The organism is Paenibacillus sp. VMFN-D1, from assembly GCF_003386155.1.
Lineage (GTDB): Bacteria > Bacillota > Bacilli > Paenibacillales > Paenibacillaceae > Paenibacillus_AQ > Paenibacillus_AQ favisporus.
This window is the reverse complement of record NZ_QRDU01000002.1, coordinates 937,564-954,313: the sequence shown is the minus strand read 5'-3', so window position 1 is coordinate 954,313 and position 16,750 is coordinate 937,564. Positions and strand designations below refer to the sequence as shown.

Sequence of the window (16,750 nt, the reverse complement as noted above, 5' to 3'; positions counted from 1 at the left end):
GTCTCCCTCAGTGATGGTCTGCCCCCACAGCCTCGGAGATATGGGCAAAGCCGTCACGACGCAAAAGCTCTCTCAGCCCGGCGTTGATTTTCCGGTTGATTTCGGGTCCTTCATATATAAGGGCAGTATAAATTTCCACCAGGCTTGCACCCGCCCTGATCTTCTCATAAGCATCTTCAGCCGTAAAAATGCCGCCGGAACCGATGATCGGCAGCTTGCCGCCCGTCTGGCGGTATACCCGGGATACGACCTCCGTGGAACGAATACGCAGCGGTTTGCCGCTAAGTCCACCGGTTTCCCTGGCGTTCGGATGGCTCAGCCCTTCCCGCCCGATCGTGGTGTTCGTGGCGATAATGCCGGAGATCCCGCTCGGAGCCAGCGCGTCGACCATTTCTTCCAGTTCGCCGTCGCTCACATCAGGCGCAATTTTCACCAGAATATGCTTGGACTCCCCGTGCTTGGCGGCTTGTGCCCGCATCTCTTCCATAATATGCCGGACCAATGTCGAAAGTTCGCTGCCGTACTGCAGATTGCGCAAATCCGGCGTGTTCGGCGAGCTGATGTTAACCACAAAAAAATCCCCGTACGGATACAGGGTACGCAGGCATTCCTGATAATCCTTATAGGCTTCCTCGTTCGGAGTTACTTTATTTTTGCCGATGTTCACGGCGACCGGGATCCGGCGGTTCTTGACGGCCGCCAGCCGCTTGGCCATGGCCTCCGCTCCCTCGTTGTTGAATCCCATCCGGTTCACAAGCGCCTCATCGGGCGGAAGGCGAAACAGGCGGGGCTGCTCGTTGCCCGGCTGTCCCTTCGGCGTCACCGTGCCAACCTCCATAAAACCAAAGCCGATGGAAGAAAAACCGTCGACCGCTGCCGCATTCTTGTCCAATCCTGCTGCAAGTCCAACCGGTGTCGGAAAATGTATGCCGAACAGATCCACTGCGAGGTCTGCCGTCTCGTTCACACCGTACATGCTTCGCAGTAGGCCCGTTCCTCCCGGAAACGCGCCCGCGGAATGAAGTCCGCCGATGACCAAATGGTGAGCTTTCTCCGGATCCAATTTGAAAAATATCGGTTTTGCCAAATTTCGGTATAGCACCAGCCAATCTTCCTCTCCATGCACATTGTTGTCTCTATCCTTCAGTTTATCCTTAATCGGTATAAAAATAAAGTTTTTTGCCTGATCGAACCGGCTGGCTCTAAGCCCTTCCCCTGCTGGTATTTTACATTGAAAGCCATTACAATGAGGGTAAGATTGAATCTGATTAGGAAAGAAGGTAGAACGTCATGGCAACCAAGCGCAAACCGCCGACGCTTCAGCAGAAGAAGGACGAAGTCAACCGGAGGGCGTTGCTTTGGGTCGGGATCGGCCTGCTTTTGCTCATTCTGCTCATTTCGGTTCTGATTATTTTCAACGTGTAAATTTTTAAATTCTATAATCTAGCGCATTTGTTTGGGACAAGCCTTTCTCCAAGGCTGCGGTTCACAGCCAGTGATACGTCTGATGGGGGTTCGTCTGATCCTGCTTCGGCTTCGTAAGGAATCTTTCCTTCGGCACGAGCGGCAGATCAGGCAGAACCCCCTTGCTTATGAGTACAGGAGTACCTAACGGTACGAGATCAAAAAGCTCCTCAATGTCCGCCCTGCTCATGCGGATGCAGCCCTTGGATTCGTCCTTGCCCACGCTGTCCGGTTCGTCCGTGCCGTGAATCGCGTAATTGGTATCCGACAGCTGCATGCCCCGGCTTCCAAATTCGCCGTCATCCCGGCCGTTCGGATTCATCACCTTGATCGAAATTTTGTATTTTCCCTCCGGCGTACGCTCTCCCCCCAGCCCAACCTTATAACTGCGGATGAGCTTATCCCCGCTGACTACGGCCAAACGGTGCGCCGCTTTATCGACGATGATTTCGAGCCGCTCCTGCAAAAAGGGCTTCTGCCCCCATGTCGAAGCAAACGGAGACGACGCCGGATTGGCGCCGGATACCGTTTCACCGATCCCGCCTTCTTGTCCCTTAGAGGAACTTCCGCCGGATTGCATCCATTCGTTCATCGGGGCAAACGCCTCCTGCATGCGCGGCGTCCGCCCCGAAACCCAATTTTCCGGAAACGGCCGCGTCAGATCGTTCACGGACTTCGGCAGGGCTCCGTTCTTCTCCCGGTAGGCAGCCATGGCGCTGTACAGCAAAGCCAGCTCTTCCTGCTCCAGGGTCCATTTCGCGGCAGCAGACTGCAATGCTTCCTGATCCTGCGGTTTGCATGCGCAATCTTTGGCATTATAGGACTGATAGGTCATCTTTCCTTTCCCGCCGGAAAGCATTGTATAAGAGACTGGCAGATCGCGCGACCACAGCAGCCATTTTCCCTGCCGTTTCATCGTCAGGACCGCCAAGCGGTTCCTGGTTTCCTGCGCGCTTGACATTTCAGCCGCTAGCAGGTGCGCCTTGCCGTCCCCATCGTCCTCGCCCAGTGCGGTAAACACCGTGCCCGATGCAGGCTGTCCGTCTTCTGCCGCAGCCCCCTCGCCTTTACCCGTATCCTTTTTCTCCGGCATATCATCTGCTCCTGCAGCCGCCTGCACTTCTTCCCCGGAGTTCGTAGATTCTTCTGCCAGGCTCTGCCGCTGCGGCGATTCCACCGATGGAATCAGCACCAGAATGAGAATCATCAAGGCAACCGCCGCCCGGCGGATCCGCCGCCGCTTCCGCTCCGAATCCTCGGCCTGCTTCAGCAGCTTCTGTTCGTATTCCAACCAAATATCCGAAGGCACCCGGCTCGTTTCAAAGGCTTCATAAATTCCGCCCGACTGGTTAAAGCAGTAGTTGGCTTTCCCCTGCTGCCCGCTTTTTTCATATTCCTTCCCCAGCAAATACCATCCCATTTTATTGTCCGGATGCATCTGAACGTATTTTTTGAGATAGAGCGAATTTTTCAACGGTAACCTCCATGCGCAAATGTTCTTTCTATTTATATCGGCACGCGGAAAACAAAAAAACATCCCCCTCGAGGCCTATTCGGCCGGGGGATGCTTTCAGACAAAGGCGTACGCATGAAGCGTTGCTTCAACCTTCTTTATGAAAAGGGCAGTCCGCGATCTTGATGGAATCGGTCGGACAGCCGTCAACGGCATCCTGCAGGTCATCGTACATCTCTTCAGGAATTTCGGTGTTGCCTGTGTTGTTGTCGCCGCCGTACACGACTCCGGCCAGCCCCTCGTCGTCATAATCGTAAATATCCGGAGCGGTTGCGCCGCAGGCGCCGCACGCGATGCAGGTATCTTTCTCAACCCAAGTATATTTGGCCATGGCTCTCCTCTACCTTTCTATTTATCTATATAAATGATCTATCCAAAAAAACGAAATGTTCTCCACCATAACAGCAAAACCATATTTATATGGTAACGCAAATTTCGCCGTCTCTTCAATGACAAAAATCACATAGTTTCGTTTCGTGACTTTCGCCCTAACCGCTTACGGAAGATCCTCGTCGCGCTTATCGGCAAAATCCATCTGCAGCGACGTTCCCCGCACCCGGTGGTTGCGCAGCAGCGCCGACGGATCGTCGCCGAGCATCCCCGCGGTAACGACGGCGTTCTCCCCGAACTTGTTCCGCAGCTCGTCCATGATCTTCGTCAGGTTCTCCTTTTTCGGCTGCTTCTCGTAGCTGAACAGATCGAGCTGGATCGCCGACTCCTCCTTCGGTACCAAGTGCTGCAGCGTCACCCCGAGCAGCCTGACCGGCTTGTCCCAGCTCCAATGCTCCGCATACAGCTTGCGCGCCGCCTCGTAGATGTCCTCGGCATTTTCGGTCGGGGCAGGCAGCACGCGGGCACGCGTGATCGTCTTCATGTCCGGCGTCCGGATCGTGATCTGCACCCCGCCTGCGACCAGTTCCTTCCTTCTTAAGCGCCGGGCCACCTGATCGCTCAAATTGAGCAGCACCCGGTTGACATCTTCCTTGGCGCTGATATCGTGAGGCAGCGTCGTCGTATGCCCGACCGATTTGCTCTGCTCCCGATCCTCCACCACCGGAGAATGGTCGATACCGTTCGCCGCCTGCTTCATCCAGGCTCCCACGACCCCGAACACGCGGATCAGCGCTTCTTCGTCCGTACGCGCCAGCTGGCCGATCGTATGGATGCCGATTTTGCGCAGCTTCTCCGCCGTTTTGCCGCCGATTCCGAACAGCTCTCCGCAGGGCTTGTTCCACAGCACGTTCGGCACATCGCGGATGCGAAGAACCGAGATACCGTTCGGTTTTTTCATATCGGAGCCCATCTTGGCCAGCAGCTTGTTCGGGGCGATCCCGATAGAGCACGGCAGCCCGAGCTCCTCATAGATCCGCCGCTGGATTTCCTCGGCGATGTGCTGGGGCGTTCCGAACTGCTTCGATCCGGTAATATCGAGATAGCATTCGTCAATCGAAGTCGCCTGCATCAGCGGCGTATAGGAATAGGCGATTTTCATAAACGCCTTGGAGTATTTGCGGTATAAGTCAAAATCAGGCTTGATGACGATCAGCTCCGGGCACAGCTTCAGCGCCCGTGTGACCAGCATGCCTGTCGAAATGCCCCGTTTCCGCGCAGCATAGGAACAGGTGACGATAATCCCCTTGCGCAGCTCCATGCTTCCTGCAACCGCGGTGGGCATGCCCCGGTATTTCTCCGGCTCCTCCGCCTCATGGACGGAGCAATAAAACGCGTTCATATCGACATGCAGAATGACCCTTCCATTCTGCGGGTAATAGGCATCAACGCTTGGCTTGTCCATCTTTCTCACCCTTACCAAATTCATAAATCCAGCATACCCCTCGCCAGAAACGAGGTCAAGAACCCTGGGAACCTACTTGCACGAGGAATTCTTTGTTACATTCCCGCGTAAAAATGATATAATAATGAATTATACAAATGACGTAGTGATCATTCCAAGACTTCCAAAGGAGGACTCCCATGTCTAAGTCCATTTCCATCTTCGATACGACCCTGCGGGACGGCACCCAAGGCGAAGGTGTCAGCTTGTCCGCCGACGATAAACTGAAGATTGCCAAGAAGCTCGATGAGCTTGGCGTACAATATATTGAAGGTGGCATTCCGGGAAGCAACAGCAAGGACATCGAGTTTTTTAAAAGGGTTCAGCAGCTGGGCCTGAGCGCCAAAATTACCGCTTTCGGCAGCACGCGCCGTAAAGACAGCAAAGCTGAGCAGGACGGAAACTTAAAGCGCATTCTGGAATCCGGTGTACAGGCCGCCACGCTCGTCGGCAAATCCTGGGACTTCCATGTCCATACAGCGCTGCAAACCACGCTGGATGAGAACCTGGCCATGATTTACGACTCGATCGCCTTCTTGAAACAGCAGGGGCTTGAAGTCATTTTTGACGCCGAGCACTTCTTCGACGGCTATAAGAACAATGCAGACTATGCCGTTTCCGTGCTGAAGAAAGCCAAGGAAGCCGGTGCCGATTGGCTGGTGATGTGCGATACGAACGGTGGAACCCTCCCGCATGAAATTCACGGGATCGTCACCAGCCTGACATCGCTTATCCCTCAGGCCCAGTTCGGCATCCATACGCATAATGACTGCGAGCTCGCCGTGGCCAACACGCTCAGCGCGGTGGAAGCCGGCGCCCGCCAGGTTCAGGGAACGATCAACGGCTACGGCGAACGCTGCGGCAACGCGAATCTCTGCTCCATCATTCCAAACCTGGAGCTCAAGCTCGGTTACGAGTGCATCGGCGAAGATCGCCTGAAGCAGCTGACCAACACCGCCCGCTTCGTCAGCGAAATCGCCAACGTCAACATGCCGGTGAACCAGCCGTATGTCGGCAACGCGGCATTCGCCCACAAAGGCGGAATCCACGTCTCCGCCATCCTTCGCGATTCCCGCACGTACGAGCATATCGTGCCGGAGCTCGTCGGCAACAAGCAGCGCGTGCTGGTGTCAGAGCTGGCCGGCCAGAGCAATATCGTGTCCAAGGCGCAGGATATGGGCCTGGACTTCGACTCCACGAGCGAGCATTCGCGCAAAGTGATCGAGAAGATCAAGGATCTCGAGCACCAGGGCTATCAGTTCGAAGCGGCCGACGCTTCCCTGGAGCTGCTCCTGCGCGAAGCCGGCGGCGAAATGAAGGAGCTGTTCACCTTTGAATCCTTCAAAATGCTGGTAGAGAAAACCGCCGGCAGAGCCGTCGTTTCCGAGGCGTTCGTCAAGCTGAACGTCGCCGGCAATAACGTCTATACTGCGGCCGAGGGCAACGGTCCGGTCAATGCGCTTGACAATGCGCTGCGGAAGGCGCTTGTGCAGTACTTCCCGGCAATCAAGGAAATGCACCTGTCCGACTATAAGGTCCGCGTGCTCGATGAGAAGGATGCGACCGCGGCCAAGGTTCGCGTCCTGATCGAATCCCGCAACATCAACCAGTCCTGGAACACCGTCGGTGTGTCCGAGAACGTCATCGAGGCGAGCTGGGAGGCGCTGGTCGACAGTATGCGCTACGCCCTGCTGGGACAGATCCTTCAGACATCGGAACCTGAAGCGGCTTCACCTTCGCAAGGACTGGTCAATCACTAAATCATTCATATCAGCTTAACTGAAGCAGACCGTCCGGGAGCTATCCTGGTCGGTCTTTTATGTTCTAAATCAACACAAAAAAAGAAGACCCCCGTTCTACGCGGAGGGTCTTCCATTCACCCTAAACTAGGACTCGATCAGATGCTTGATCTTCTTCTCCAGATCCTTGGACGGCAGAATGCCCAAGATCACATCCTGCACGACGCCGTTTTTGTCGATCAGCACGTTTGTCGGGAACACGGCTCCTTTGTACTGGTCGTAGATCGTTCCTTTCAGGTCCAGCATGACCGGAAAGTTTACGTCGTATTTCTCGACGAAGCTTTTTGCGTTTTTCTTGTTGTCGTATTTGGTGACATTGATGCCGTAAATATTCAGGTCATCCTTGTATTTTTCCGCCAAGGCATGCAGCTCGGGCGCTTCCTGCTGGCACGGGTCGCACCAGGAAGCCCAGAAATTCACCAGAATCGCCTTGTCCTGCGCCCCGCCGACACGGTATTCTTTTCCGTCGAGCCCCGTGGCCGTGAAAGCCGGTGCCAGATATCCCGCTTGCGGCTTCGTTTCGGTCGGCATCGGCTTCTCCTGCTGAAAGGCAGCCTGGATTTTGTCGCCTGCACTTTGGTAAACTACAACACCCGCCAGCACCAAAAAGGCGAGCAGAATGTACAAATTACGTTTCATTGATGTCGTCCCTTTTTTTTATAAAGTGGTATCCCTTATATTTTACCCTCTTTTCACGGGAACTTACAAATGAACTGCAAAATTTTTCCCACCGCCCTATTTGGCTTGTCCCACAGTGCGATCTGATGAACACGTCCCTTGCGATTGTACAGGCATCCCGCTACACTTGACATGATATGAATGCACAAAAAAAGAGCCCCTGCCAAATGCAGAGGCCAAAGTGAGAGGGGAGAATACGGTTGACAGAGCTTCAAATACACGACGAAGAAATATGGCTGGATGCTGCTTGCGCCCACGGATTGGCGGAGCAGCTATTTCTTCATCGGCCTTATGAAGCCTGCGGTGTACTGCGGGGTAATGCTGCAGCGGGCGGCATGCGAATCGAGACGTTGATCCCGATCCGCAACGTAGCGCCTGACCCGCTGCACCGCTTCGCTCTGGATCCCCAGGCGTGGGTCCAGCAGTGTCTGAACCCTTCAGGACTGCTCGGAATCTTTCACACGCATCCACACACCGTTCCCGCTCCGTCCGAGGAGGATTTGCGTCAGCTCCCGCTTTTCGGAGATATGCTCCGTATCTACTTGATCAGCTCCCCCGACCAATCGGGATCTTCCATCCTGACCAAGGCTTACTTCATTGAACGATCAACGGCAGGCGATTTTCATCTCCGCCCGGCCCGGTTACGCATGGCTTAAATAGGCGTACAGGTCGCCCAGCGTCTCTACCTGTCTCCTGCGCGAAATGTCCCGCAGATACATAACCCACAGCTTTGCGGTCATCTTGGCATCCTCCAAAGCGTGATGCCTACCCTCGATCGGAATATTTTTCGCCATCAGCAGGTCGTCCAGCGCAAAGCTCGCGCGCTGCGGCTCCAGCCAGCGGGCAATCATCATCGTATCGATCACCCGGTGGCTGAGGTTCACCTTCGAAGTTTTCCACAGTGCCGCATTCAAAAAGGATTTGTCATGGGCGCTCGCATGGGCGACCAGCACCCTTCCCCCAACAAAATTCATAAAACCGTGCAGACCGTCCATCAGCGGCGGCGCTTCGTTGATCATCGCCTGCGTAATCCCCGTCAATCCGGTAATGTGGGACGGCACCGGGCGTTTGCATTGAACGAGGCTGTAGAACGACTCATCCTCTTTGATTTCGCCGCCTTTGACGCGAAGCGCCCCGATCGACAAAATTTCATCGCCCTGCTGAACGTTAAATCCCGTCGTCTCCAGATCAAACACGACGGTTTCCAGCTCGCTGAGCGGAGTATGCAGAACCTCCGGCCGCCGTTGTTCTCTCATCAGCGAGCGGATAAACGCCATCTGCTGTGCGGAGGATCCTCCCATCACTGAAGCAATCGCCGAGGGCATGCCCCCCTGCCGAAGCAGGCTCCAGAACCCGCTGTTCCCCCGCTCCGGCGTCTTCATGGTCTTCTCCTCTCCGCGAAACGAAGCTGACGCTGCAGCGCCCGGTGAGTCCGTCTGACGACGGTCAGGCTTTCGCGAAGCTCATACATCAGCGGCCTTTTCTTGAGCTCCTTCTGCGGAATGTAGCCGCTGCTCATGAAGATGCCCCTTTCTTCGCGGTGGGGGGCGGTCGACCTCAGCATCAAGGCGGTCAGAAAGGCGCGCTGCACATTCTCCAGCAGCATGTTGCCCCCGTCCAGCACCATCAGCCTCTCCAGCCGCTTCAGCGTGGATGATTCCTTGACTCCCTGCTGGAGCGCCATATATCGGACGCTGTTAACGATCGGGATGTACACCCCGTATTTCACGTCAAAATCTCCGGCATGTTCTCCAAACCGTTCGGTAACGACCTGGCCGAGCAGATTTAACGTTGCTTTATGTCTGACCGTATTCCGCAGAATCGCGATCGCCAGCTCCGGCGTTTCATCGAGACATTTTCCGAAAAAAGCCTTCCACGACTCAGAAAGTGTGCGATCACCAGAAATATAGCGCATATCTGTAGCGATAATCAGGTAGCGAACCGGTTCCCAGCTGAAGTCATTGCGCCAGCGGGAGAGCTGCGTTTTCCATCCCTCCAGCGTTTTGCGCCACAACGGCTCGGAGCACATGACTTTCCCCTTGCATTTTTCATAGCCCAAATATTCAAACAGGTCCGACAGCCGTTGGCCGAAGATTTGAAAGTAAGCTTCCTTATATGCGTCCGGCTCGTCGCTGATAATAAGGCCGTTATCCTGATCGCTCCACAGCGTCGACTCCCTACGGCCTGCACTGCCGAATACGACGAAGGCGTAGGAGACGGGAGGCTGGCCGTAACCGGCCTCCTCCAGTTCCCGCTCGCAGATATCGACGGCTCTGGCCGCGATCAAATCATGCATTTCATTGACGAGTGCAGACCAGGCCCCGATCGGCATGTCAGCGAACATTTCCTGAAGCTGTTCCTGGCAGTCCAACCGCCGGCTCCGAAGCTCTTCACGCGAGTTCGCATAAGCGATCGTACCGAGGTCCAGATCACATGATTCCGACTTCAGCGGTTCCATACGGTTCACCCCCTCCATGGTGAATTATATTCATTCATATTTCTTTAGACTTAGGTAAAGGACTCGTTGGTTCCCGCAGACGGCTTAGGAGCCGATGCGGAAGACGCCGATGGTCTGATCTCGGAATCAACGAGCAGCCTCATTTGCTCCGGATAGCCGTAAGTGCCGTGTTCGCTGATGTCCAGACCCATCATTTCTTCCTCTTCGGTAACGCGAATTCCCATCGTTGCTTTCATAATAGCGATGACGATAAAGGAAATCACGAGAACGAATACGAACGCCCCGAGGACACCCAGCACTTGAACGCCCAGCTGCGAGAATCCGCCGCCATAGAACAGTCCGGGTTTTCCGACGCCAGTAATCTCAACAAGCTTCGGCGTTGCAAACAACCCTGTGGAAACGGCACCCCAAATCCCGGCAATACCGTGTACGGAAAAAGCGTAAATCGGATCGTCAAGTCCCGCTCTCTCAAACCATTGAGCCGTGAAGAAGGTAATGATACCGGCAACCGCACCGATCACGATCGCTGCCCACGCATCTACGAATGCACAAGAACCTGTGATAGCAACGAGAGCGGCCAAAACGCCGTTCAGCATGCTAGGGATGTCGGCTTTGCCGAATATTGCCCAGGAAATCAGCAGGGCGGCAACAGCACCTGCGGCTACAGCCAGGTTGGTGGTCAAGGCCACATATCCGAAAAATCCGTCCATCAGCGGTGTCAGCGCACTGCCGGGGTTAAAACCGAACCAGCCGATCCACAGAATAAACACGCCAAGTACCGATAACACCTGATTGTGACCCGGAATGCTGTTAGGCTTGCCGTCCTTGTTGTATTTGCCAAGGCGCGGCTTCAGCATGTAAGTGATGACCAGGGCTGCGGTCGCACCTGTCAGATGCACGACGGTCGATCCGGCGTAGTCCTGCATACCCAATTGGCCCAACCAGCCTCCGCCCCATACCCAGTGGGCAACAACCGGATAAATCACGATCATAAAAATGGTTCCAAATACGATATATACACTTAATTTAGCGCGTTCCGCCATACCGCCGCAGGCAATGGCCAGCGATACGGCCGCAAAGGACAGCTGGAACAAAAACTTAACCGTCAGCGACGCATCCGATGCGGATAAGGAATCAAAGGACGCTGCCATGGAATCGCCGGTCAGGAAAAATCCCGTCGTTCCGAATAAACTGTTCCCATTGCCGAACCCAAGGCCAAAACCGACTGCCCAGAAAACGACGATGGCAATTCCGAGTGTCAGTACGGTCTTCCCTGCGATATGACCCGCGTTTTTCATCCGTACCGTACCGGCTTCCAAAAGCGCGAAACCCGCCTGCATAAAAAATACGAGCATAGCAGCCATAAATACGAAGAAGGTGTTCAACCCAGCCTGTAGTTGAACGTTTGTCGCCCCGTCATCGGCTGCAAAAACCGTTACGGGAAACGTCAATAATGTAAGCATTAATAACATGATTCCTAACCATTTCCTTTTCATGTACCCCATTCCCCCAATGTCATTATTTCTAACACAAAGTGAAATTCTTAATGACATTATAAGCCGATGGTCCTGAAATTGACAAGATATTTTTTGAAAATACTGAAAAAATGTTTCTGATGTAATATTAACTTACAATGTCAGCTTTACAGGAAAAGCATGACGTTTGACTGTACGGTTCGGATTCATGTATCATAATTTAAGTAATATAATATGGAAACGAGCATTCGTTAATTTCCTGCGAGGTGATATAGGATGGGGATATGATACTGTATCGGATCGGTGAATTAGCTAAGGCTGGTGGTGTCAGCGAGCGTACAATTGATTATTACACCAAGCTGGGATTGATTTTTCCAGAGAAGCGCACGCTTAAGAATTACCGTTTGTACAGCCATGAAACCTTGGTCCGGCTTAAACGTATTAATGAATTGAAACAAGAGAAATATAGTTTGGATGAGATTAAAGAGATGCTTGAGAAGTGGGATTCGGTTCCGGAAGAGAAGCAGGTGTCCGACAAGCTGTCTCACCTCGAGCTTCATATGCAGCAGCTGCAGCGCGAAGTGAAGGAGCTCGAACCGCTGATTAAGCAAATGAAGCCAAGTCATGCGCGGCTGGTGCTGCTGAATCTCCTCCCGCAAGGTGCGGCGTGCATCGAGGCTATTCGCCTCTTCCTTGAACAGCACGGCCCAACCCTCTAGTTTCCCGCAAAATAAAGCAGGAGGTATGGAAATGTATTTCGACGGAATGTATATACTTATCATTATTGCATTTCTGTTTTCACTCTGGGCACAATTTCGAGTTCAGGGTACCTTCAAGAAGTGGTCCACGGTTCAGGCGAACAGCGGCATGACCGGTTATGACGCGGCCCGGCATATGCTGGATACCCACGGGCTGCACGACGTGCCGATCGAACCGGTACGCGGAGCCCTCTCCGACCACTACGACCCGATTAACCGCGTCGTCCGCCTGTCGGAACCGGTGTATTACGAGAGCTCCATCTCGGCGATTTCCGTTGCTTGTCACGAAATCGGCCACGCCATTCAGCACAAGGAGCACTACCCGATGCTGGTACTGCGTCATCGGATTTTCCCGATCGTCAACTTTGCATCCGGACTTGCTCCGATCCTTCTGATTGCCGGTTTCCTATTCCAATGGCTTGGACTGATCGGACTCGGCATTATCTTCTTCTCCGTTGCGGTTGCTTTCCAGCTGATCACGCTGCCGGTCGAATTTAACGCAAGTAACCGGGCCCGCGAGATTATGGTTTCGGAAGGATACATCACGAACGAAGAAGAACGCGGCGTGGCCAAGGTGCTGAATTCCGCAGCCCTGACCTATGTTGCAGCAGCGCTGGTTTCCCTGCTCGAACTGCTCCGGTACATTTTGATCTTTACGAACAGCAACAACCGTGACTAATACAAACAGGTATGTAGATATCCGAGTTCAATATAAAAATACCCCGTGTCGTTAACCGACCGGGGTATTTTTATTGTTCTGGTGTAAGCCGAAATATTTAAGCAGAAAGGTGCGGAAAGACTGGGCCACCAGAGGAAGCTTATCGTCCGAACGATGAATCAGCCCGATCGTACGGGTGACTTTCGGCTCCGAAATTTTAACGCGTGCCGGCTGCAGCGGATTGGTCTGGAACAAGGCCAGCTCCGGCAGGATGCTGACACCCATGCCAGCCGCCACCAGTCCGCGGATCGTGTCGGTCTCCTCACCTTCGAAGGCGATCTTCGGCGTAAAGCCCGCCTCGAGGCAAGCATGCCAGACAATCGGCCGTAAAGAATAGCCTTTGCTGAAGAGAACGAACTTCTCATCCTTCAGTTCGACGAGCTTGATGCTCTCCTTTTCGGCCAACGGATGGTTCGGCGGCAGAATCGCATACAGCTCTTCGGTCAGGATCACTTCGCCTTCCACATGTTCATGCTTTTCCGGGAAAGGTGAAATGAAGGCCAAATCGACTTCCGCCGAGATCACATCACGGATCAAGGACGGGAACATCCCCTGCTTGAAACGGAATTTTACGTTCGGATACCGGCGTTTAAATTCGGCCACCACGGAAGGGATCAAATGAATCCCCAGGCTGTGCGGAAATCCGATACGAATTTCTCCCTGCTCCGGATCCAGAAATTCATGAACCTCCATAACCGCCTTATCCAAATCCTTCAGGATGCCCTCCACCCGTTTGCAGAACAGCTGCCCTACGGGGGTTAACTGCAGGTTTCTTCCTTTCTGCATGAATAAGTGGACTCCGAGTTCCTCCTCCAGCTGATGAATCTGCCGGCTCACCGCTGACTGGGCGACATGCAGCTCCTCTGCAGCCTGCGTGACATGCTCCTTCTGTGCTACCTTCAAAAAGTATTGCAACTGTCTTAATTCCACTACTTTCGCTCCATTCTGCTTATACGATACCTGTTCATCCGAGCTTGGCTAGCGGCGCCTTCTCAGCACCCTGGCCATCAGTCCATAAATAAAGAAACCGCCGATCAATCCGCCCATATGGGCCACCCAGTTAATGTTGGATTGCGAAATCCAGGTTACAATGACACCCACGATCAAAATGCCGTACACGGTTTTCCGGGAGGCGTCGTCCATCCACTGCCGCTGAAGCAAGGCGATATACAGATAGGCGCCGTAAATGCCGTAAATCGCTCCTGAAGCGCCTATGGAGATGAGGATCTCTCCGGTACGGTTGTAATGAGCCACTGTCATCAAATTGCCCAGAATACCGCTTAACAAGTACAGCAGCGCGTATCGCCATGGACCAAGCAGCCTCTCCAGAGGCGGGGCAAACACGAGCAGCGCGAAGCTGTTAAACAGCAAATGGGAAAAACCCGCATGCAAAAACATGGAGCTGACATATCTCCACCACTCATTATATTGATCGATGTTCGTCAGTGCTCCAAACCGGATTAGCGTTTCATTGTTGGTGGAGCCCCCGTTAAAGGCCATAATGAGAAACATCACCAGGTTGATGACAAAGAGCAGCGTCGTGATCGGGTAGTACTTCAAATAACTTTTCAGATTCTCATAACGTACAAATAACATGTTATCCTTCCTTCTATAACCGAGTAAACCGCAGACGAAATTGGACAATGCCTTTTTAAAAAGATTATAATGGACTTTGTCACGAATCACCAATTTTTGATAACCAGGAAGGAGATTTCATATGGCACAAGAACGTACCAATGCAGCTACATTCAAAGGCAATCCGATTACCCTCATTGGCCCGGAACTTCATGTGGGCGACGCCGCTCCGGATTTCAAGGTCAGCAAAAATCTGCTTGAAGAGGCTACTCTTAAGGATTATGCCGGCAAAATCAAATTAATTAGTGTCGTTCCTTCTCTTGATACGGGAGTATGTGACGCCCAAACGCGCCGTTTCAACGAAGAAGCCGCCGGCCTTGGCGACGACGTGATCGTGCTGACCATCAGCGCCGACCTTCCATTCGCCCAGGAACGCTGGTGTGCCGCTGCCGGAATCGACCGTGTCGTGACCCTTTCCGACCATAAGGAGATGTCGTTCGGCGATGCATACGGTGTTCATATCAAGGAATTCCGTCTGGACATGCGTTCCATTTTCGTCGTGGACAAAAACGACAAGATTACATATGTCGAGTACCTGAAGGAAATGGCCGAGCATCCGAACTACGAAAATGCCGTAGCAGCCGTTAAAGAACTGCTGTAATTCGGCTTAAGCCGCCATGTTTCCATAAAAAGCGGGAGAAAGAGCTGATCTTTCTCCCGCTTTTTCCTTACTCATTGTGTTATTTTGTATTTAGCCAGTTTCTTATCCAATATGCCGAACAAGTTTAAAATAATCCGGTAATTATACCCCAGATCCCCCAGCGAGCCCCGGGAGGCGGAATACATATCAACAGCGGTGCGGACTGGACCAACCGATAGCACCGAAATGGTAATATCCACGGTACGGCCAAGCGAGGTTCTCTTCTCCAGCGTGATTTCCCCGACGGAAGACACCTCGTGCAGCACTTTGTAGCCAGGAATTTTTTTAAGTGTCGAGGAGATTTCCTCCCATGCCTTGTCTTTCGATAAATTGTAATAGCGCGTTTTCATTTTAGGATCCTTCGCGCGGTCGCTTGTTCCTTCTTGACTGCGAATGACCCCCACTAGAACTCTCTTTAGCGACAAGACCTTTCCTCCTTTATAGTAAACATCATCAATACTTAACAGTTTATCATTGTTACGGTCAGAACAAAAGAGTAAGTACGGAATGATGCCGGAGATTCAACAAAAAAACACCCCAACCCGGAAATAGAACCGGCTGGGATGTTCTCTATTCTGCACCATAATGGTCGCAATGGGTTCGTCGACAAAATAAAAACCCGCCTATGCCGTCCGGTTAAATTGTCTTCTGAACCTGCTCTAGCAGGTGGGTGATCGCATAAGCGGTTTTGAAGTCCCCATGTCATATAGACAGGGCGTTTCAGCTGCGCTTCATATAGATCTCCCTCAGACATTATCATTGGTTCAAAACAACGATTAACCGTGGCGAACATCGCAGGATGTAGTCTTATTATAGACCGAAATCGTCAGCATGTAAACGAAATGGTAAAAATTTAGAAGAAAATATCGCTTGCTGGCTTAGTTTCTTTTACCCGGCCCATCGCCATTTGAAACGCTTTCCTCGTACCATTCATCTTTCTTATCCGGATCGCCCTGCAAACTTACGGAATCATCTGCGTCGGCGGCTTCCTGCTGCGCCTCTTCTTCCTTCTGTTTGAGCCGCTCCGCTTGCTCCTGCATCTTCATGTAGGTGCCGTAGAAGTTGAAAAACGCCCACAATGCGATGACGCTTCCCCCAAAGAAGAAGATCAGCGCTGGATACTTGGACCCGATAAACAGGACGACCGCACTCCCGAGCACGGTAGCAAGCACCCGGAAAGGCCGGATGATCGTAATCAGAACCGCGTTCTTCAAAATCTGCCCGATGGACATATGGTAATGAACGATCATCGAAAAAAAGTTGAACATCGACAGGAACAGAACGATCAGCAGGATCAGCATCACGATCCCGATCAGCTGCATATTGCGGAACTGGGTCATATAGACCGTATAATCCACCATCATAATAACCAGCAGCAGCACGTAGAAAATACCGCCGACCATACTTTGTTTGTAGTTTTCCTTATACGCTCTGAAATAGGTGCTGAAAATTTTAATATCGGTATCGCCCATCACCCATTTGCGCACCACTGCAAACAGCGCCGCTGTTGCAGGGAACAATGTAAACGGTGCCACGATTCCCATGGCCCAGTTCATCTGCAGCGACTCGTTAGCCCCCGTTACCAGCAGCTTCGTCACCAGAAAAAAGAAGAATGGGATCGAACACAGCATCCACAAGATATTGCTGTAAGCTATCCGGGTAATCCACTCTGTAATTTTGTAAATTCCACCCATTGCACCTTTGAATTCCAAGTAAAAGTCTCCTCCTCCACTAACATGCCTGTACCTTAATAATACCGCATTAGGGACATACATTGC

18 protein-coding genes and 1 other RNA gene are annotated in these 16,750 nt (G+C 52.7%); 6 read left to right on the top strand and 13 right to left on the bottom strand.

The window, feature by feature from the left end; translation table 11 throughout:
* Positions 1-7: 7 nt before the first annotated feature.
* On the bottom strand, positions 8-1,102 hold the full coding sequence (locus tag C7820_RS19910; RefSeq protein ID WP_116232689.1) for a quinone-dependent dihydroorotate dehydrogenase: 1,095 nt from the start codon (positions 1,100-1,102) through the stop codon (positions 8-10).
* 188 nt (positions 1,103-1,290) lie between these two features.
* Between C7820_RS19910 and C7820_RS33895 the strand changes: the two genes are divergently transcribed.
* Complete coding sequence (locus C7820_RS33895) at positions 1,291-1,425, top strand: hypothetical protein (RefSeq protein ID WP_258167940.1); 135 nt, start codon at positions 1,291-1,293, stop codon at positions 1,423-1,425.
* Positions 1,426-1,486: 61 nt separating this feature from the next.
* Here the strand turns inward: C7820_RS33895 and C7820_RS19905 are convergent, their stop codons facing one another.
* The 3 genes from C7820_RS19905 to C7820_RS19895 form a co-directional block, all read right to left on the bottom strand.
* Positions 1,487-2,938: a L,D-transpeptidase gene (locus C7820_RS19905; RefSeq protein ID WP_181909123.1), complete on the bottom strand. Its 1,452-nt coding sequence runs from the start codon at positions 2,936-2,938 to the stop codon at positions 1,487-1,489.
* Between the two features lie 127 nt (positions 2,939-3,065).
* Positions 3,066-3,308: a ferredoxin gene (locus C7820_RS19900; protein WP_116232465.1), complete on the bottom strand. Its 243-nt coding sequence runs from the start codon at positions 3,306-3,308 to the stop codon at positions 3,066-3,068.
* 165 nt (positions 3,309-3,473) lie between these two features.
* A complete protein-coding gene (locus C7820_RS19895) occupies positions 3,474-4,796 on the bottom strand; it encodes a DNA polymerase IV (RefSeq protein ID WP_258875305.1) in 1,323 nt (440 codons plus the stop codon).
* A gap of 155 nt (positions 4,797-4,951) precedes the next feature.
* On the opposite strand from C7820_RS19895, the gene cimA reads away from it, so the two are divergent.
* Positions 4,952-6,571: a citramalate synthase gene (cimA, locus tag C7820_RS19890; protein WP_076170226.1), complete on the top strand. Its 1,620-nt coding sequence runs from the start codon at positions 4,952-4,954 to the stop codon at positions 6,569-6,571.
* A 126-nt stretch (positions 6,572-6,697) separates the two neighbouring features.
* Here cimA and C7820_RS19885 read toward each other — a convergent pair whose 3' ends face one another.
* Entirely contained in the window at positions 6,698-7,249 is a 552-nt protein-coding gene (locus C7820_RS19885; protein WP_076170227.1) for a TlpA family protein disulfide reductase, read from the bottom strand.
* A gap of 239 nt (positions 7,250-7,488) precedes the next feature.
* On the opposite strand from C7820_RS19885, the gene C7820_RS19880 reads away from it, so the two are divergent.
* A complete protein-coding gene (locus C7820_RS19880) occupies positions 7,489-7,944 on the top strand; it encodes a Mov34/MPN/PAD-1 family protein (protein WP_181909122.1) in 456 nt (151 codons plus the stop codon).
* Here C7820_RS19880 and C7820_RS19875 read toward each other — a convergent pair.
* From C7820_RS19875 to C7820_RS19865, 3 genes are read right to left on the bottom strand one after another with little or no spacing between them, the layout of a single operon-like run.
* The gene (locus tag C7820_RS19875; RefSeq protein ID WP_076170229.1) at positions 7,930-8,670 is read right to left on the bottom strand and encodes an exonuclease domain-containing protein; all 741 of its coding nucleotides are present in this window, start codon (positions 8,668-8,670) and stop codon (positions 7,930-7,932) included. The genes C7820_RS19880 and C7820_RS19875 overlap by 15 nt on opposite strands.
* Positions 8,667-9,746: a DUF294 nucleotidyltransferase-like domain-containing protein gene (locus tag C7820_RS19870; RefSeq protein WP_116232462.1), complete on the bottom strand. Its 1,080-nt coding sequence runs from the start codon at positions 9,744-9,746 to the stop codon at positions 8,667-8,669. The genes C7820_RS19875 and C7820_RS19870 overlap by 4 nt, the downstream gene beginning before the upstream one ends.
* Positions 9,747-9,796: 50 nt before the next feature.
* A complete protein-coding gene (locus C7820_RS19865) occupies positions 9,797-11,242 on the bottom strand; it encodes an ammonium transporter (RefSeq protein ID WP_076170231.1) in 1,446 nt (481 codons plus the stop codon).
* 263 nt (positions 11,243-11,505) lie between these two features.
* On the opposite strand from C7820_RS19865, the gene C7820_RS19860 reads away from it, so the two are divergent.
* Positions 11,506-11,940, top strand: coding sequence for a MerR family transcriptional regulator (locus C7820_RS19860; protein ID WP_076170232.1), 435 nt, complete (start codon positions 11,506-11,508; stop codon positions 11,938-11,940).
* A 31-nt stretch (positions 11,941-11,971) separates the two neighbouring features.
* Entirely contained in the window at positions 11,972-12,658 is a 687-nt protein-coding gene (locus tag C7820_RS19855; protein WP_076170233.1) for a zinc metallopeptidase, read from the top strand.
* Positions 12,659-12,709: 51 nt separating this feature from the next.
* On the opposite strand, the gene gltC is transcribed toward C7820_RS19855, so the two are convergent.
* Together gltC and C7820_RS19845 are read right to left on the bottom strand one after the other, a co-directional pair.
* Complete coding sequence (gene gltC / locus C7820_RS19850; protein WP_076170234.1) at positions 12,710-13,627, bottom strand: glutamate biosynthesis transcriptional regulator GltC; 918 nt, start codon at positions 13,625-13,627, stop codon at positions 12,710-12,712.
* Positions 13,628-13,675: 48 nt separating this feature from the next.
* Positions 13,676-14,293, bottom strand: a complete 618-nt coding sequence (locus C7820_RS19845; protein ID WP_116232461.1) for a rhomboid family intramembrane serine protease — start codon at positions 14,291-14,293, stop codon at positions 13,676-13,678.
* 121 nt (positions 14,294-14,414) lie between these two features.
* Between C7820_RS19845 and tpx the strand changes: the two genes are divergently transcribed.
* On the top strand, positions 14,415-14,933 hold the full coding sequence (gene tpx, locus C7820_RS19840; RefSeq protein ID WP_076170236.1) for a thiol peroxidase: 519 nt from the start codon (positions 14,415-14,417) through the stop codon (positions 14,931-14,933).
* Between the two features lie 71 nt (positions 14,934-15,004).
* Here the strand turns inward: tpx and C7820_RS19835 are convergent, their stop codons facing one another.
* The 3 genes from C7820_RS19835 to C7820_RS19825 form a co-directional block, all read right to left on the bottom strand.
* Positions 15,005-15,397, bottom strand: a complete 393-nt coding sequence (locus C7820_RS19835; protein ID WP_076170237.1) for a DUF1499 domain-containing protein — start codon at positions 15,395-15,397, stop codon at positions 15,005-15,007.
* 187 nt (positions 15,398-15,584) lie between these two features.
* Positions 15,585-15,776: non-coding RNA, 6S RNA (gene ssrS / locus C7820_RS19830), on the bottom strand.
* Positions 15,777-15,850: 74 nt separating this feature from the next.
* A complete protein-coding gene (locus C7820_RS19825) occupies positions 15,851-16,684 on the bottom strand; it encodes a YesL family protein (RefSeq protein WP_116232460.1) in 834 nt (277 codons plus the stop codon).
* Positions 16,685-16,750: the final 66 nt, after the last annotated feature.

Excerpts from the sequence above, each read along its gene's own strand:
- C7820_RS19900 (WP_116232465.1), bottom strand. The coding sequence starts at position 3,308 with ATGGCCAAATATACTTGGGTTGAGAAAGATACCTGCATCGCGTGCGGC.
- C7820_RS19845 (WP_116232461.1), bottom strand. The coding sequence starts at position 14,293 with ATGTTATTTGTACGTTATGAGAATCTGAAAAGTTATTTGAAGTACTAC.
- C7820_RS19895 (WP_258875305.1), bottom strand. The coding sequence starts at position 4,796 with ATGAATTTGGTAAGGGTGAGAAAGATGGACAAGCCAAGCGTTGATGCC.
- C7820_RS19870 (WP_116232462.1), bottom strand. The coding sequence starts at position 9,746 with ATGGAACCGCTGAAGTCGGAATCATGTGATCTGGACCTCGGTACGATC.
- C7820_RS19885 (WP_076170227.1), bottom strand. The coding sequence starts at position 7,249 with ATGAAACGTAATTTGTACATTCTGCTCGCCTTTTTGGTGCTGGCGGGT.
- C7820_RS19875 (WP_076170229.1), bottom strand. The coding sequence starts at position 8,670 with ATGAAGACGCCGGAGCGGGGGAACAGCGGGTTCTGGAGCCTGCTTCGG.
- C7820_RS19865 (WP_076170231.1), bottom strand. The coding sequence starts at position 11,242 with ATGAAAAGGAAATGGTTAGGAATCATGTTATTAATGCTTACATTATTG.
- C7820_RS19855 (WP_076170233.1), top strand. The coding sequence starts at position 11,972 with ATGTATTTCGACGGAATGTATATACTTATCATTATTGCATTTCTGTTT.
- tpx (WP_076170236.1), top strand. The coding sequence starts at position 14,415 with ATGGCACAAGAACGTACCAATGCAGCTACATTCAAAGGCAATCCGATT.
- C7820_RS33895 (WP_258167940.1), top strand. The coding sequence starts at position 1,291 with ATGGCAACCAAGCGCAAACCGCCGACGCTTCAGCAGAAGAAGGACGAA.
- C7820_RS19860 (WP_076170232.1), top strand. The coding sequence starts at position 11,506 with ATGATACTGTATCGGATCGGTGAATTAGCTAAGGCTGGTGGTGTCAGC.
- cimA (WP_076170226.1), top strand. The coding sequence starts at position 4,952 with ATGTCTAAGTCCATTTCCATCTTCGATACGACCCTGCGGGACGGCACC.